The following is a 16,299-nucleotide window of genomic DNA, read 5'->3' on the forward strand; positions in this document are numbered from 1 at the left end:
CGCGCAGGGCCCGGTCGAGCGCGGCCTCACCGAGCAGGTCCTCCAGCGCCCTCATCACCACCGCGCCCTTGCCGTAATAAAGGTAGGGCTCATCCCTCGTCTGGAGGAGTGGCGGTTCCTCGCCGTCCTCCTCCGCGCGGCCTCGCAGGTAGCGGTCCAGGTCGAAGGCCAGCACCTGACGCACCTGGGCCTCGCCGTGGGTGGCTCTCAGCACGCGCTGCTCCGCGTACTTCGCCAGGGACTCGGTGATGAGCAGCCCGCCGGGGCCGCTCACCGGGTCGACCTGATGTCCCCACCACTGGTGCGCCACTTCGTGCGCGATGCGCCGGGTGATGAGGTCCACGGTGCCCTGCTCGCCAGGGTCCGTGAGGAAGCCCCGGTGCTCGGGGGTGTAGAGGGTGTTCGACAGCGCGAGCGCGCCGAAGCCCCAGGTGGCAGGCACCTCCACGATGCGAAGCTGGCGGTGGGGATAGGGGCCGAGCTGGGCCCCGAGCAGGTCCAGGGAGCGCGTCGCCGCGCGCAGCATCCGCTCCACGTTGTGGGCGTGCCCGGGGTGGTAATACACCTCCACGTCCACGCCCTGGTGCCGCGCCTTCCTCACCGCGTAGCGCGCGGAGACGATGGCGAACCAGTTGAGCATGGGGCGCGCCATGACGTAGCGGAAGACGCGCCGGTCCCCCTCGTGCCACGTCTGCCGCAGCTCGCCTGGGGCCACCGCGAGCTGGGTGTCCGCGGTCGACACCGTCAGGTCCAGGGTGGTCCAGGTGCGCTGTCCCCCGCCGCCCTCCGCGAGCCCCAGGTCGCCTTCGGCTTCCGCTTCCACCCGAGGCGTCTCCGGCAGCCCTCGCTGGCGCCGCTCCCGTTCGTCGACGAGCTCGTAGCCCTTCCGGTATCCAATGGCGGGAAAGGCCTCCAGGTTGGAGATGAACGAGCCGTTCGCGGCGATGGAGGTGTCGCGTGCCTCGTCGCGGATGCCCCGCCGCGCCAGCTCGAGCGCGAAGGTGAGCTCGGTTTTCGCGCCGGGCGGCAGGGGCGTGTCCAGCTCGAGCGCGGCCATGCCGAAGCGGCTGTCGTGGTGGACCTGCCGGGCCCCCGGCAACGCCAGTGTGGCGTGGCGCGCGTCGCGGCGCACGGAGAGCCACACCCGCGGGATGGGCGCTCGCGTCCGGTTCTCCAGCACGTAGCTGCCGGTCGCGCGATAGCGCGCTTCCTCGGGGTACAGGTCGACGCGGGCCTTCACGGCGACGATGCTGGGCTGGGGGAGGGATTCGTGGCGCTGATAGGCCTTCTCGTAGTCGGCCTTCCAATCCGCGAGCTGGGCGCGCGTCTCGTAGCGGTTGAGCACGTTCGTGCCGTGGAAGATGAAGCCTCCCGCCAACACGAAGAGCGTCAGACACGCCGCCACCGCCGTCACGCCTCGCCGTCCCCACTCCCGAGGAAGGGCCGCGAAGCGTGCACGCAGCGGAGGGCTGACGCCGCGCCGCCACAGGCCACAGGTGAGCAGCCCCAGCGCCCCCGCCAGGGCGCTCCAATACACCATGTACGCGTTGAAGCCGTGGACCCCGGCCCCAAAGCCATTCATGTCCGAATAGCGGAGCGGCGGCCCGCTCGCATAGCGCAGCAGCCCGTGCTCCAGCCCCACCAGGCCGCCCTGCCGCATGGCCAACGCCAGGAGCAGGCCCAGGAACATCCCCACGTAGCGGTGGGGGCTCAGCGTCTGGAGCCACAGCACCGCCACCGCGAACAGCAGCAGCGGCAGCCCGGTGAAGTACAGCAGCGACAGGTACAGCTCCGGCTCCAGGTGCCGGTAGCCTCGCGTGAGCTGGAAGAGCACCGCGATGCCCACCGCGGAGGCGGTCAGCGCGAGGACCTGCAGGCCCAGCACCGCCAGCTTCGACAGGTAGAACACGGCGCTGGAGGCGGGCGTCGCGTCCAGGAGTTCGCTCAGGCGGACGACGCGCTCCCGCCAGACGAGCTCGGCGCCGAAGTAGACCAGGCACAGCGAGCCAAAGAGGAACAGCGGCGGATGGATGGCCTGCAGCAGCAGCCCCGTGGTGGGCAGCAGCCGTGTGCCGTATTCCGCCTGCGTGGCGCTAGCGGCGACCTCCATGCCGAGCACGAAGACCCAGAGCGCCATCAACGCCAGGAAGGCCCGGCTCGTGAGGATGGAGCCTGCTTCCACCTTCAGCGTGGACCCCAGGGCGGCTCGGAACCGGGTGCCCTCGTCGCGGTCGGCCGCCACGGGGCGGTAGGGGACGCGGCCTGGGGCCGCCGCCTCGGGCTGGATGCGCCGGGGCTTCGCGCCGGACGCCGCGCGGAAGGCGAAGCGTTGGTGGACGAACGCCAGCACCCCGGCGGAGACGCCCAGCCACAGGAGCCTGTTGTGCAGGAAGGCACCTTCCAGGCCGAGCAGGCGGGTGTTGCGTTCGTGTTCGGTCCAGTAGCGCGTCTGGGCGAAGAAGGCGGACAGGCCGAACGGGTCCAGCAGGGCGGCGCGCGCCACGGCCTCCGACGTCTGCGGCGCGGCGCCCGCCATCAAGGGGGAGTCCCCCAGCAGCGCGCCCACGAAATAGAGCGCGTAGAGGAAGACGGCGCCGACGTAGGTGGCCAGCGCGCTGCGCGTCAGCGTGGCGACGGCGAACAGCAGCGACGCGGCGAAGAGCAGGTTGGGCAGCACCATGACGGTGAGCGCCCAGGCGTAGCGGAGGACCTCCCAGCTCGCGCGCCGCTCCGGGTCCACGTCGAGGACCCACGGCGCCAGCATCAGCCCCAGCGCGGCGACGGTGAACACGGCGAGCGCCGCCAGCAGCGCGCCCGCGAGCCGGACGGACAGGTACGTGAGCTTGGAGATGGGCGTCGCGTAGACGAGCGCCTCCATCCGGTGCTCGCTGTCGCGCAGGGCGGCGTTCGCGCAGAAGGCGCTGAGCACGAAGCTGGAGAACAGCGACAGGAACCCCAGCGACTGCATGACGGACGCCGGGGAGTTGATGTGGGCGTTGTCCGGGCCGTAGCCCGTGCCGACGAACACGAACGCCATTCCCAGGAAGGCGGCGACGGCCACGAAGAAGGCGGCCTGGCGCGTCTGGAAGCGCCACTCGAAGCGAAGCAGCTCACCGGCCATGTCCCACCAGGGCGGCGAAGTAGACGTCTTCCAGGTCCGGCGGCACGGATTCGAAGCCCGGCGCGGGCGCTTCGTCCGCCAGCACCCGGAGCACCGTCCTGCCACCCGCCAGTTGCGTGGAGAGCACCGTCCGGGAAGCGCGGAGGGCGGGCACCTCGCGCTTCTCCACCGTCTTGCGCCACACGCGGCCCGTCAGCTCGCCGACGAGCTGGTCGGGAATGCCTTCGCGCAGCACCCGGCCTCCGGACAGGATGGCCATGCGGGGGCAGAGCTGGCGGACATCCTCGACGATGTGGGTGGACAGCAGCACCACGACATCCTCCGCCACCTCGCTGAGGAGGTTGTGGAACCGGTTGCGCTCCTCCGGGTCCAGCCCCGCGGTGGGCTCGTCGACGATGAGCATCCGGGGCTGGCCCAGCAGCGCCTGCGCGATGCCGAAGCGCTGCCGCATGCCCCCGGAGAAGCCGCTGACGGCCTTCTTCCGGTGCGCGTGGAGGTTGGTTTGTTGGAGCAGCGCGTCCACCTGCTCGCGGCGCTGGCGCGCGTTCGTCAGGCCCTTGAGCACGCCCAGGTGGTCCAGCAGCTCCACGGCGGACACGCCGGGGTACACGCCGAAGTCCTGGGGCAGGTAGCCCAGGTGCCGCCGGTGCGCTTGTGGGTCCGCGAGCACGTCGACACCGTCGAAGCGGAGCTGTCCCGTGTCTGGCGCCTGGAGCGTGGCCAGGATGCGCATGAGCGTGGACTTCCCCGCGCCGTTGGGGCCCAGCAGTCCGAAGAGCCCCTTGCCGATGGTGAGGTCGATGTCCTGGAGCGCTCGGACGCCATGGGGGTAGGTCTTCGAGACGGCGGAGATGCGGAGCATGGGGACCGGAGTGTCGAGAGTCCCCCCGGCTACGGTCCATCCGAAGCGCGATTGCGCCGTGCGGTCGTTTGGGTGCGGCCGGAAATTGAAAAGAAATTCCCCGTGAAAAGGCGGTCGATTCACGGGGGTTCCGTTCGACCATGGAAGAAAGGAGGCACTGACCCATGAAGTACCTGCTGATGATTTACGAGAACGAGAAGGCCGCCGAGACGCTGTCGGAGGCGGAGGTCCAGCGCGTGCTGGGCGAGTACGGCACCTTCACGGAGGCCATCCAGCGGAGCGGGCACTTCCTTTCGGGCGAGGAGCTGGAGCCCACGGCGGCGGCCACCACGGTGCGCATCCGCGACGGCAAGCGCCTGACGACCGACGGCCCCTTCGCGGAGACGCGGGAGCAACTGGGCGGCTTCTTTCTCGTGGAGGCCAGGGACCTCGACGAGGCCATTGGCATCGCGTCCCGCATCCCCAGCGCGCGCAGCGGCTCCATCGAGGTGCGGCCGGTGCGCGAATTCACCATGCCCCAGGACTGACGCCGGGCTCCGCGCGGGATGATGGACACCGCTTCCATGCTTGAACGGGCGCACCGTGAGGATTACGGGCGCATCGTGGCCACGCTCATCCGCGTGCTGGACGGCGACTTCGGCGCGGCGGAGGAGGTGGTGCAGGACGCCTTCGCCTCCGCCCTGACGCAGTGGCCGCGCGAGGGCGTGCCGCGCGAGCCGGCCGGCTGGCTGATGCGCGTCGCGCGCAACAAGGCGGTGGACCGCATGCGGCGGTCCGCTCGCCTGGAGGCGCGCGTGGGCGAGTTGGAGGCGGCGGCGCCATCCGTGGACGGCGCCGGCTGGCAGGCGTTGCCTGACGATTCGCTGCGGCTGCTCTTCACCTGCTGTCACCCTGCCTTGTCGCCCGAGGCCCAGGTGGCGCTCGCGCTTCGTTGCCTGTGCGGGCTGACGACGGAGCAGATTGCTCGCGCCTTCCTCGTGTCGCCCGCAACGCTGGCCCAGCGGCTGGTGCGCGCGCAGCGGAAGATACGCACCGCGCGCATCCCCTACGTCATCCCGGAGCCCGAGGCGCTGGCGGAGCGCACCGAGGGCGTGCTGCACACGCTCTACCTCGTCTTCTCGGAGGGCTACGCGGCCACGGACGGGCCGGCGCTGCTGCGGGTGGACCTCTGCGAGGAGGCCCTGCGCCTGGCCCGGCTGGCGCGCTCGCTGCTCCCGGACGACGCGGAGGTGGCGTCCCTGCGGGCGCTGATGCTGCTCCACCATTCCCGTCGCCGTGCGCGCGTGGCGGCCGATGGCGGGCTGGTGCTGCTGGACCGGCAGGACCGCTCGCGCTGGGATGGCGCGCAGCGGGACGAAGGACTGGCGGAGCTGGAGGCCGCGCTCGCCATGGGCGCCCGGGGAGCGTACACGGTGCAGGCGGCCATCGCGGCGCTGCATGCCCAGGCGCCGCGCGCCGAGGACACCGACTGGGCGCAGATTGCCGCGCTGTATGCGCGGCTGGTGGTGCTGACGCCGGGGCCCGTGGTGGCGCTCAACCATGCCGCCGCCGTGGCGATGGCTCGTGGCCCCGAGCACGGGCTGGCCCTGGTGGACGACCTGGAGGCCTCTGGACGGCTGGCGGACTACCACCTGCTGCCGGCCGCGCGCGCGGACCTGCTCCGGCGGCTGGGGCGCAAGGAGGAGGCCGTGAGTGCCTACCGGCGGGCGCTGGCGCTGGTCCGCACCGCGCCCGAGCGGCACTTCCTGGAAGCGCGGCTGCGCGAGCTGCTGGCGGAGTGAAGGGCCTGGCACCTGAAGGTGTCGCGGCCACCGTCGCGGCTCAGTCGGGCAGGCGTCGCAGGGCCTCCGCGAGGAGGATGTGTCCCTGGAACGCGCCGTTGCCCCGGGGCGTCTCGCCCTTTTCAATGGCGTGGGCGAAGCGCACGCCTTCGTCCGCCTCCAGCCGCTCGAAGAGGCCCTGGAGCTTCGGGGAGTCGCGGCGGTCCAGCACGTCGTGGTACCGGGTCCACCGGGCGATGCCGATGAAGTAGGCGTCCGCCAGGGTGCGCTGGTCACCCAGCAGCCATGGCTGGTCGCCCAGCATCGCCTCCAGCTTCGCGTGCGCTGTGAGCACGCCGCGGGCTCCGTAGGTGCGCAGGGCCTGCTTGTCGGACTCCGGCAGGTCGGCGTGCTCCAGCGCGTACCAGAGCGGCGAGAAGGCGCCGAAGAAGGTGGTGTTCAGGTACGCGAGCATCTGGTTCAGGCGGTCGAAGCCCTCGGTGCCCTGCGCGAAGGACAGGCCCGTGTCCACGCCGCGCGCGCCCAGGTGGTTGAGGATGGCCATGCTCTCGCTGATGCGCGCGCCTGTCTCCGTCATCAAGGTAGGCGTCTCCGCGACGGGGTTGATGCGGCGGTAGTCCGCGGTGGTGACGTCCTCCGGCATGGCGATGCGGCACAGCTGGTACGGCCGGCCCAGCCATTCCAGCGCGACGATGGAGCCGAACGAGCAGCCAGAGGGGATGCCGTAGAAGAGGGTGGGCAGTTCCATGGTGAATCTCCTGTCCGAAGCGGAAGGCGCGATGCCTTCGATGAGGACAAGATGGCCGTGGAAGCGCGCGCCGTGTAGACAGCGGAACGCGAACGCAAGGTCCACACCCGTGGACGATGAGGCGCGGCCCTTGAATCTCAACGACCTCCAGCTCTTCGTCCAGGCCGTGGAGAGCGGTGGCTTCGCCGCGGCGGCGCGGCGGCTGGGCATTCCCAAGTCCACGGTGAGCAAGCGGGTGGCGGAGCTGGAGGACGGGCTGGGCGCCCGGTTGATTCAGCGCACGTCGCGGAGCTTCACGTTGACGGACGTGGGGCGGGACTTCCTGGACCATGCCCGCGCTGTCGTGATTGAGGCGGAGGCCGCGGAGAGCGTGGTGCGCCGCCGGCAAGTGGAGCCTCGTGGCGTGGTGAAAATCACCACGTCGGTGCCAACGGCGCAGTTCCAGCTCGCGGACCGGCTGCCGTCGCTGGCGCTCGCCCATCCCAAGGTGCGCGTCGAGCTCCACGCGACGGACCGCTTCGTGGACGTGGTGCAGGAGGGTTTCGACATCGCCGTGCGCAGCCACTTCGCGCCATTGCCTGCCTCGGGGTTGGTCCAGCGCCGGCTGTCAGTGGAGCCCATCATCCTGGTGGCTTCGCCCGGCTACCTGTCCGGGCGCGGCAAGCCTCGCCGGCCGGAGGACCTGGGCGAACACGACGGCCTCCTGACCAGCGCCATGGCCACCGAGTGGAGGCTGCGCGGGCGCGCCGGTGAGGCCGTCACGGTGGTGCCTCGGGTGCGCATGAGCGCCGACGAGTCGCTGGTGCTGCTGAAGGCGGCCACCGCGGGGCTGGGCGTCGTCTGCCTGCCGGAGTCCTTCACGCGCGCGGACGTGGAGGCGGGGCGGCTGACGCGCGTGCTGCCGGCGTGGGCCGCTGGCACGGTGACGACGACGCTTCTGACGCCACACCGCAGAGGCCAGTTGCCCGCCGTGCGCGCCGTCATTGACTTCCTGATGGCGAAGGCCGACGAGGCGTGAGCTTCAGCACCGGGAGCGCGCAGCGGCCACCGCTGGGCGCGGCGCGCCGGTACGCGGACCGCCAGGTCGCTCCTGGTTCCAGGCGTACTTGCCGCGCTACCCCGCGCCGCCTGGCCTCCTTCGCCTACGCCGCCACCCGCTCGATGGTGGCGAGCCAGGCCCGCGCGCCCTCCGGGTCGGTCTGCTCGTAGTGCGCCTCCCGGAGGGACTTCACGCGCCAGCCTTCTCCGAAGCTAGCGCTCAGGGCCTCCGGTGGAACGGCGCGCGGCCCGTCGCGGAAGTACAGCGCATGGTAGTGCCCGCCGGGCCGGAGCACGCTCGCGAGGCTGGCGGCGAACGCGGGCCGGTCTCCAGGCTCGAAGACGTGGAGCAGGGCCGAATCGAGGAGGGTGTCGAAGCGCCGGCCCAGCGTGCCCAGCTCCAGGGCGTTGCCCACGCGCAGGTCCACGTCGAGCCCGCGCAGGCGGGCCGTCTCGCGCGCCCGCTGGATGGCCGGCTCCATCATGTCCACGCCGCACACCGTCAGGCCCTTGGCCGCCAGGAAGAGGGCGTTCTCCGCGAAGCCGCAGCCCACGTCGAGCACCTCGCCGGAAATCTCGCCGGCCTCCCACAGGTCGACGAAGGCCCGCTGGGGCCGTCCGATGTCCCAGGGCGCGCCCAGCAGGTATGCCGAGCGGAAGAACTCGCGCCGGACCGCTGCCCCTTCAGGCACCCGCCGCATGCCGCACCTCGCCTTCCTGTGTCCTGTGTGAGCGGTGCCGCGGAATCAGCCGGACCCCGAGCGGCTGCAGCGCGAGCGCCGGACGGGGCCGCACCACGCAGCCGGGTGCCAGCTCCAGCCGGAACCGCCGTGCCGTGCACGCGGTGATGAGCACCGTCTCCATCATGGCCAGCGCCGAGCCGATGCAGAACCGGGGGCCGCCGCCGAACGGGAAGTAGACGTACCGGTGCATGCGCTGGGCGTCCTCGGACAGCCAGCGCTCCGGACGGAAGGACTCGGGGGCGTCGAAGTAGCGCGCGTCGCGGTGGGTGACCCACTGGCTCACCGCCAGCATCGTCCCCGCCGGGACGTGGAACCCACCGAGCTCGCAGTCGCGCAGCGCCTCCCGGCTGGTAATCCACGCGGGTGAGTAGAGGCGCATGGCCTCCTTCACCACCGCCTCCGTGTAGCGCAGGCGCGGGAGGTCCTCGGCGCCAGGAAGCCGGCCCCCGAGCACCGTCTCCAGCTCCGCCACCAGCCGGGCCTCGGCCTCCGGGTGCTGGGCCAGCAGGTACCAGGCCCACACGAGCGCGTCCGCCGTCGTCTCGTGGCCGGACATGATCATCGTCGCCAGCTCGTCGCGCAGCTGGGCCTCGGAGAGGGGCTCCGGCGAGGACAGCAGCAGGGCGAGCAGGTCCGTGCGCGACTCCGGCTGCTCCCGGTAGCGGCGCACGAGCGTCGCGAGCAGCGTGTTGAGCCGGCCCAGCGCCCGGCGCAGGCGCAGGTTGGTGGGCGTGGGCACCCAGATGGGCGGGCGCAGGGGACTGTCCGTGTGCCGCATGACGGCGTCCACGGCGGCGGCCACGTGGCGGGCCTCGTCGTCGATGGGTGTGTGGAAGAGGAAGCGGCTGACGATGTCGAGCGCCAGCGCGGACACGTCCGCGTGCACGTCCCGCGCGTCGCCCGGGCGCCACGTCTGGAGCATCGTCTCGGTGAGGGCCACCACGGTGTCGCCACACGCGGCCACGTGCTTGCGATGGAACGCGGGCTGGACGAAGCGCCGCTTGCGCAGCCAGTCCTCGCCCTCGCTGTTCATCATCGCTTCGGGGAAGCCGCCTTTGTGACGCTTGCCTTGGCCCACTCCGGCGAGCTTCACGAAGTTGCCGTCGCCGTTGACGAGGACGCGTTCAATCAGGTCCGGGTGGTTGAGGAGGAAGTTGCGCTTCCCCAGGCGCACCACGTCGCCGTACTCCCTGGCGCAGCGGGTGAGGAACCCCAGCGGGTCCTCGGAGAACGCCACCAGGTTGCCAGCAATGAAGTGGCCCTTGGGCCCCGGCGGAAGGCGCACCTGTGGCATGAAAGGGTCCTGGAGGGGGGAACTGCCGCTGGCGCAGGCGGAGCGAACCATGCGCTCCACCCGCGTCGACCAGCTCTTGCGACCCAGCCGTCAGGGCACAGTGCCTGACGGCTGTTGACTAGTAATAGATATACGGGGCGGAGAGCTTGTCCGCGCGAGCAAACCGCATCAGCACAGCCAAAGAGTACAGGGCCTTCTTCATGGCGAACTCCTGGTTTGAGGTGGCGTCTTGCTGTCTGCTGACGTCATGGCCAGCGCGGTGAAATGTGGCACAGCCCGATAAGGCAGTGCAAGTGTCTGTGATTAGTGGAAACCCCGTGCATCCCAGACGCGCCGCACCGCGCCTTCACCTGTAGTGTGTGGCAATCCAGTCGCCGTCAATTTGTTGCACGGAGATGTCCAGCTCGTAGATGGCGCGCAGGACGTCGGAGCGCATGATGTCCTCCGGGCGGCCCTGGAACGCGACCTTGCCGTCGCGCATGGCGACGATGTGGTCGGAGTAGCAGGAGGCGAAGTTGAGGTCGTGCAGCACCAGCACGAAGCTCTTGCCCAGCGTGTCCGCGGCGTGCCGGAGCCGCTTCATCATGGACACCGCGTGCTTCAGGTCCAGGCCGTTGAGCGGCTCGTCCAGCAGCACGTGGTCCGTGTCCTGGCAGAGCACCATGGCCACGAAGGCGCGCTGACGCTGGCCGCCGGACATCTCATCCAGGAAGCGGTCGGCGAGCGCGCTCAGCCCCATGTGTTCAATGGCCCGCTCCACGTGCTCGCGGTCCTGCGCGGTGGGGCGGCCCTGGGTGTGCGGATAGCGGCCGAAGGCCACCAGCTCGCGCACCGTCAGCCGCGCGGTGAGGTGGTTGTCCTGCCGGAGGATGGCCAGCCGTTTCGCGAGCGTGTCTCCGGGCGTGGTGGTGACGTCCAGCCCGTCCACCAGCACGTTGCCCGACGACATGGGCATCACCCGGCTCATCATGGACAGCAGGGTCGACTTGCCCGCGCCGTTGGGACCGATGATGGAGGTGATGCCGCCCACGGGCAGGCGCAGGGTGACGCCATCCACCACCAGCGTCTCGCCGTAGCGCTTGCTGACGTTCTTCGCCTCGATCATCTCGTGGCCTTTCTCATGAGCATCGCGATGAACACCGCCCCGCCGACGAACTCGATGATGACCCGGGGATTGGTGTCCAGGCGGAAGACGCGCTCCAGGATGAGCTGCCCGGCGACCAGGGCGATGGCGGCGATGAGCGCGGCGGCGGGGATGACGAACGCGTGCTTGTACGTCCGCATCACCGCGTAGGCGAGGTTGGCCACCAGCAGCCCCAGGAACGTCACCGGCCCCACCAGCGCCGTGGACACGGCGACCAGGATGGCCACCAGCGCCAGCACCCAGGACACCGTCCGCGGGTAGTCCACGCCCAGGTTGATGGCGGCCTCCCGGCCCAGCACCAGGACGTCACAGGCGCGCAGCAGCCGCAGGCCCAGCACGGAGACCCCCAGCGTCAGCGCCGCGGAGAGCAGCAGCAGCTCGTGCTCCGGGTCGTTGAAGCTCGCGAAGAAGCGGTCCTGCAGGAAGATGAACTCGTTGGGTTCGATGACGCGCTGGACGAACGACGACAGGCTCCGGAACAGCACGCCCATCACCACGCCGGTGAGCAGCAGCAGGTGGACGTTGCCCCGCGCCATGCCGAAGAGCCAGCCGTGCAGCATGGCGGAGAAGGCCACCATGATGATGACCTCCGCGCCAAAGAGGACCCGGGGGTCCAGCCCCGCCACGGTGGTGGAGCCCAGGAAGAACACCAGGCACGTCTGGATGAGCACGTACAGGTAGTCGAACCCCATGATGGCGGGCGTCAGCACTCGGTTGCCCGTCACCGTCTGGAAGAGCACCGTGGAGACCGCGACGGCGTAGCCCACCAGCAACGCGGTGGCGACCTTCTTCCCGCGGAAGGGCAGCACGAAGTCCCACGGGCCGCTCACGTCGACGAGCATGAACAGGGCCATGAAGGCCACGGCCACGCAACCCAAGCCGAGCAGGGGCCGCAGGGGGCTGACGGACGGGGCGCTAGCCGACACGGGCGCCTCGCTTCAGCAGGAGGTACAGGAAGAGCACGCTGCCGATGACGCCGGCGATGGTGCCTCCGGGAATCTCATACGGGTGGCGCACCACGCGGCCCACGATGTCGCAGAGCAGCACGAAGCCAGCGCCGCTCACCGCGACCCAGGGAATGGACCTGCGCGCGTTGTCGCCCATGACCATGCTGACCAGGTTGGGGACAATCAGGCCCAGGAACGGAATCATGCCCACGGTGACGACCACCATCGCGGTGACCAGGGAGACGATGACCAGCCCCAGCGCGACGATGCGCGGGTAGTTCAGCCCCAGGTTGGTGGTGAATGTCTCGCCCATGCCGGCCACGGTGAAGCGGTCCGCTGCGGTGTAGGCGGCGCAGGTGAGGCCCAGCGTCACCCACAGCAGCTCGTAGCGGCCGCGAAGCACGGTGGAGAAGTCACCCGTGGTCCACGCGTTGACCGTCTGCAGCAGGTCGTACCGGTAGGCGAAGAAGGTCGTCGCCGAATCGATGATGCCGCCCAGAATCAGGCCCACCACCGGGACGATGAGCGCCGAGCGCAGGGGGATGCGCCGCAGCACCAGCAGGAACAGCGCCGTCCCCGCCAGGGCGAAGCCGGTGGCCACCAGCATCTTCCCGAGCACCGGGAGGCCGGGCGCCAGCAGGGCGGCGGTCAGCAGGCCCAGGCTGGCGGACTCCGCGGTGCCCGCCGTCGTGGGCTCCACGAAGCGGTTGCGGGCAATCATCTGCATGATGAGGCCCGCGACGCCCAGGGACGTGCCCGCCAGCATGACGGCGAACAGCCGCGGCAGCCGGCTGATGACCAGCACCTGGAGGGCGCGCTCATCCGGCTCGGGCGCGAAGAGGGCGCGCCAGGACACGTCACTGGCGCCAATCAGGAGGCTGACCACCGCCAACGTGACGAGGACGGCGGCCGCGGCGAACGCGCGCTTCACGGCGGAAACGGACTACTGGGCCTGCGCGTAGGCATTCGCGACCTGGTCGCGCAGCTGCTTGACGGACTGGATGCCGCCGCCGGCCAGGTAGGTGACGCCGGGGTCCAGGTAGACGACCTGGTTCTTCTGCCAGGCCGTCGTCTGCCGCACCAATTCGTTGTCCAGCACCTGCCGGGCATTGCCTTCCTTCCGGCCGGTGGCGGCGTCCCGGTCGATGACGAACAGCCAGTCGGGGTTCTTCTCCCGGATGAACTCCGCGCTGATGGACTCGCCGTGCAGCGAGGTGCGCAGGCCCTCGGCGGCCTCGGGGACGCCGAAGTCACCATGAATGACGCCAAAGCGCGAGCCCGGACCGTAGGCGCTCATGCGCCCGCCGGTGACGAGCACGACCAGGCCCTTGCCGCGCGCCGCCGTCACCTGCTGGAGGTCCGCCACCGACTTGCGCAGCGCCTCAATCAGGCCGCGCGCCTTCTCCTCCTTGCCGAAGACGCTGGCCAGCAGCTCCGTGTTGGCAATCACCGAGGCGATGTAGTCCTTGCCGCTCATCGGCACGTCGATGGTGGGCGCGATGCGGGACAGGTTCGCGTACTTCGCGCTGGAGCGGCCCCCGGTGATGATGAGGTCCGGCTTCGCGGCCTGGAGGGCCTCGTAGTCGGGTTCGAACAGGGTGCCCATGCGCGGGTACTTCGCGTCTCGGAACTGGGTCAGGTGCCGGGGGAACATGTCGCCCGCCACGCCGTGGACGTCCACCTCCAGGGCCTGGAGGATGTCCAGCGCCACCAGGTCGAACACCACCACCCGCCGCGGCTTCAGCGGGACGACGGTGGTGCCCTGTCCGTGCGTCACCGTGCGGCCCTCCGGCGCGGCGGCCTGGGCGGCGGGCGTGGACGCGGCGGCGTCCGGGCGCTGGAACCTCACGCCCACCCACAGGACGGCCAGCACGACGACGACGGAAAGCAGGACGAAGAGCGGGAGGGAACGCCTGTTGGATGGACTCACGGTGGTCGCTGGAAAGGGTGATTTTGATTCTGCGAATCAGTCGCGCATCATAGGTGCTTACGTCCGCAGCGTCAAAGCCTGGGTGCTTCTTCTGTCCGGGGCGGTCCCTCGGACCGGGCTTCGGGCCGTCAGGCCGGCTGTTTGAATCCGGGCGCGGCGGTAGGACGTTGCCGCTGGGGGGATACGGGAGGAGGACGCCATGGGCGAGGCACCCACGACCAGTACCCACCCCGAGCCGGGCATTCCCGCGTGCTTCTTCGGGGACCCGGACTTCGACTTCGAGGCGCGGCTGGCGCTCGGGCTCGCGGCGCAGGGGGTGGGGGACATCGGCCAGGTGCTGGTGACGCTGGCGGCCATCGAGGACGGCAGCGCGGACGGTTGGTTCCTGGCCTGGCGCGCCCGCGCGGAGCGGCTGCGCGCGCAGGCGGAGGCGAGCGCCGCCCTGGGGCAGGCGGAGCGGGCACGCGGGTGCTTCCTGGCCGCGTCGGAGGCCTATTCACGGGCCCTGGTCTTCACCACCGGCATGGCGGACCCGCGGGTGCTGGCGCCCACCTTCTCCTTGCACCGCAAGTGCTGGGAGGCCGTCGTGCTCCATTCGGAGGGCCGCTTCCTGCGGGTGGGCGTGCCCTATGAGGGCGGGACGCTCCCCGGGTACCTGCTCCGGCCCGACGCCACCGGGGCGCCCCGGCCCACGCTGGTGCTGACCAATGGCAGTGACGGGTCGCTCACGGCGCTCTGGGGCGCGGGCGTGGCGGGCGCGCTGCGGCGTGGCTTCAATGCCTTCGTCTATGACGGCCCCGGGCAGCAGTCCGTGCTGTTCGAGCGGGGCCTTCCCTTCCGTCCTGACTGGGAGGCGGTGCTCACCCCGGTGGTGGACACGCTGGTGGCCCGCGCGGACGTGGAGGCCCAGTCCCTGCTTGCGTACGGCATCAGTCAGGCGGGCTTCTGGCTGCCCCGGGCGCTGGCCTTCGAGCACCGCTTCGTCGCCGCGGTGGTGGACCCGGGCGTCATGGATGTCTCCACGTCGTGGACGTCGAACCTGCCGCCGGAGCTGGTGGCGCTGCTGCGCTCGGGCGCGCGGGAGGCGTTCAACGAGGCCATGCGCGAGGCGGACGTGGACCCGGTGCTGGCGCGCGTGCTGGCCTTTCGCAGCAGGCCGTATGGCACGCGGACGCCCTTCGACACCTTCACGGAGGTGGGGCGCTATCACCTGCGCGACGTCGTGGACCGCATCACCACGCCCTTGCTCATCACCGAACCGGAGGATGAGCAGTTCTGGCCCGGACAATCCCAGGCGCTCTACCGCGCGCTGCCGGGTGAGAAGGCCTTGGCCCGCTTCACCCGCCAGGACGGCGCGAACTTCCACTGCCAGCCGTTGGGGCGCACGCTCACGGAGGTGCGCATGTTCGACTTCTTCGCGGAGCGGCTCGGCCGCCGGGTGCATTAGCGCGCACGCCGTGCCCCGGCTGGACGTCTCCTCACAGCAGGTCGCAGTCGGGGATGCAGTAGCGCACGTTGATGAGCGTGCGCGTGCCCGAGATATTGGACTGACACGCCGCGTACTGGGTCGCGGGCTGGCCGCTCTGACGCGTGTTTCCGCACTTCGGCGTGCAGGCCTGCACGTTCTCGAGCCAGTAGATGAGGTCTCCGTTCGGACAGTGCGGCGGGTAGCCGAGGCCCTGCTCCACGCTGACGGGGGCCTCACCCTCGGGCATGTCCATGGAGACCTCCGCCCCACCGCAGGCGACGAGCGACAAGGAGAAACAGGCGGTCAGCGAGGCGATGGCACGGGAGATATTCATGGCTGGTTCCTTCCAGGAGTGGAAGCCAGGGATGATGCCTCATCCCCGGCAGTCCCCGAAAGCACATGCCAGGTGCGACCGCGGATGACAATCACATTGATGCTTTGCAGTGGGAGCGCAGATTTCGAAGCTGCTCTGGGGGGAGCACGCGTGTGGGGATGTATGTGATTCACACGGAGGTGCCGGGGTCCCGCCAGTGACTTGCACTGGGCGTTCGCCCTCCGCGCTCCCTGGCGCGCGGCTCGACGCACGCGGTCGCACCCGGTGTCGGGAAAGTCCCAGTTGTGACATGGAATGTAACAACGAGGTCTTCATCCCGTCGTTGCGCGCCTCGCCGTGCGGGTGTGGCATGGCTGTGTTCACATTCGGGCTGTCGTGGTTTGACCGCTAGTCGTGGCTGGATTATCTCTGCACGCGTTGCTTCATGTCGCAGCCGTGAAGTCTGCTGTCCATGCCGGTGGTCTGAAAGGGCAGGGCCCATGAAGACGCTGAACAGTCCCATCCTGATTCTGGGTTTGCTCGTGGCCAGCGCAGGTACGAGTCACGCCGCGAAGTCCTCGCGTGAAAGGGCGGCCACCATGAGCTCCGCCAGCACCACGACCGACCGTGTCTCCATGCAGGCGAATGGCGCGAGCCTGGTGGTCGAACTCAAGACGGTGCATGACGTGAGCGCGGTGGTCGTCACCGAGTCGTCCCCGGTGGCGTTCTGGCCCTTCCAGAAGAACGACGTCATCGTGCGCATCAACACGAGGCAGATCTCCCGCCCGTCGGACATCCTCTTCGTCTGGCGCACCGGCGCGCCCTCGTCCTTCGAGTTCGAGGTCCTCCGGGGCGGCACGCGCCTGGTGTACACGGGCACTGCGGCGGAGTTCCCGGGGCTGGCCCTGCC

At 70.2% G+C, this 16,299-nt stretch carries 16 protein-coding genes; 5 read left to right on the plus strand and 11 right to left on the minus strand.

Annotated features, from left to right (window positions below; genetic code table 11):
- On the minus strand, positions 1-3,121 hold a 3,121-nt coding region (locus G4D87_RS17740), incomplete at its 3' end, for an ABC transporter permease/M1 family aminopeptidase (protein WP_163783252.1).
- Positions 3,111-3,983, minus strand: coding sequence for an ABC transporter ATP-binding protein (locus tag G4D87_RS17745; RefSeq protein WP_163783253.1), 873 nt, complete (start codon positions 3,981-3,983; stop codon positions 3,111-3,113). The genes G4D87_RS17740 and G4D87_RS17745, both read right to left, overlap by 11 nt.
- 164 nt (positions 3,984-4,147) lie before the next feature.
- Here G4D87_RS17745 and G4D87_RS17750 point away from each other — a divergent pair, with 164 nt between their 5' ends.
- The gene (locus G4D87_RS17750) at positions 4,148-4,510 is read left to right on the plus strand and encodes a YciI family protein (RefSeq protein ID WP_163783254.1); all 363 of its coding nucleotides are present in this window, start codon (positions 4,148-4,150) and stop codon (positions 4,508-4,510) included.
- Positions 4,511-4,528: 18 nt separating this feature from the next.
- Positions 4,529-5,764 (plus strand): RNA polymerase sigma factor, encoded by a 1,236-nt coding sequence (locus G4D87_RS17755; protein ID WP_163783255.1) that lies wholly within the window; start codon positions 4,529-4,531, stop codon positions 5,762-5,764.
- Positions 5,765-5,804: 40 nt separating this feature from the next.
- Here G4D87_RS17755 and G4D87_RS17760 read toward each other — a convergent pair whose 3' ends face one another.
- Entirely contained in the window at positions 5,805-6,512 is a 708-nt protein-coding gene (locus G4D87_RS17760) for a glutathione S-transferase family protein (protein WP_163783256.1), read from the minus strand.
- A gap of 130 nt (positions 6,513-6,642) precedes the next feature.
- Here G4D87_RS17760 and G4D87_RS17765 point away from each other — a divergent pair, with 130 nt between their 5' ends.
- A complete protein-coding gene (locus G4D87_RS17765; protein WP_240358363.1) occupies positions 6,643-7,530 on the plus strand; it encodes a LysR substrate-binding domain-containing protein in 888 nt (295 codons plus the stop codon).
- A 124-nt stretch (positions 7,531-7,654) separates the two neighbouring features.
- On the opposite strand, the gene G4D87_RS17770 is transcribed toward G4D87_RS17765, so the two are convergent.
- The 7 genes from G4D87_RS17770 to G4D87_RS17795 form a co-directional block, all read right to left on the minus strand.
- A complete protein-coding gene (locus G4D87_RS17770) occupies positions 7,655-8,251 on the minus strand; it encodes a class I SAM-dependent methyltransferase (protein ID WP_163783257.1) in 597 nt (198 codons plus the stop codon).
- A complete protein-coding gene (locus G4D87_RS17775; protein WP_240358364.1) occupies positions 8,235-9,587 on the minus strand; it encodes a cytochrome P450 in 1,353 nt (450 codons plus the stop codon). Before G4D87_RS17775 ends, G4D87_RS17770 begins: the two co-directional genes overlap by 17 nt.
- A gap of 118 nt (positions 9,588-9,705) precedes the next feature.
- A complete protein-coding gene (locus G4D87_RS40245; protein WP_225888965.1) occupies positions 9,706-9,789 on the minus strand; it encodes a cittilin family RiPP precursor in 84 nt (27 codons plus the stop codon).
- A gap of 144 nt (positions 9,790-9,933) precedes the next feature.
- On the minus strand, positions 9,934-10,692 hold the full coding sequence (locus G4D87_RS17780) for an iron ABC transporter ATP-binding protein (RefSeq protein WP_163783258.1): 759 nt from the start codon (positions 10,690-10,692) through the stop codon (positions 9,934-9,936).
- Positions 10,689-11,657: an iron chelate uptake ABC transporter family permease subunit gene (locus G4D87_RS17785; protein ID WP_163783259.1), complete on the minus strand. Its 969-nt coding sequence runs from the start codon at positions 11,655-11,657 to the stop codon at positions 10,689-10,691. The genes G4D87_RS17780 and G4D87_RS17785 overlap by 4 nt, the downstream gene beginning before the upstream one ends.
- A complete protein-coding gene (locus tag G4D87_RS17790; protein ID WP_163783260.1) occupies positions 11,647-12,609 on the minus strand; it encodes an ABC transporter permease in 963 nt (320 codons plus the stop codon). The genes G4D87_RS17785 and G4D87_RS17790 overlap by 11 nt, the downstream gene beginning before the upstream one ends.
- A gap of 12 nt (positions 12,610-12,621) precedes the next feature.
- The gene (locus tag G4D87_RS17795; protein WP_163783261.1) at positions 12,622-13,608 is read right to left on the minus strand and encodes a siderophore ABC transporter substrate-binding protein; all 987 of its coding nucleotides are present in this window, start codon (positions 13,606-13,608) and stop codon (positions 12,622-12,624) included.
- 199 nt (positions 13,609-13,807) lie between these two features.
- On the opposite strand from G4D87_RS17795, the gene G4D87_RS17800 reads away from it, so the two are divergent.
- Positions 13,808-15,055, plus strand: coding sequence for an alpha/beta hydrolase family protein (locus G4D87_RS17800; RefSeq protein ID WP_163783262.1), 1,248 nt, complete (start codon positions 13,808-13,810; stop codon positions 15,053-15,055).
- A 31-nt stretch (positions 15,056-15,086) separates the two neighbouring features.
- Here G4D87_RS17800 and G4D87_RS17805 read toward each other — a convergent pair whose 3' ends face one another.
- On the minus strand, positions 15,087-15,410 hold the full coding sequence (locus G4D87_RS17805) for a hypothetical protein (RefSeq protein WP_163783263.1): 324 nt from the start codon (positions 15,408-15,410) through the stop codon (positions 15,087-15,089).
- A 578-nt stretch (positions 15,411-15,988) separates the two neighbouring features.
- On the opposite strand from G4D87_RS17805, the gene G4D87_RS17810 reads away from it, so the two are divergent.
- Positions 15,989-16,299, plus strand: a 311-nt coding sequence (locus G4D87_RS17810; RefSeq protein ID WP_240358365.1) for a serine protease family protein, incomplete at its 3' end; no start/stop codon positions are given.

Origin of the sequence: Myxococcus vastator (assembly GCF_010894475.1) — a bacterium.
Lineage (GTDB): Bacteria > Myxococcota > Myxococcia > Myxococcales > Myxococcaceae > Myxococcus > Myxococcus vastator.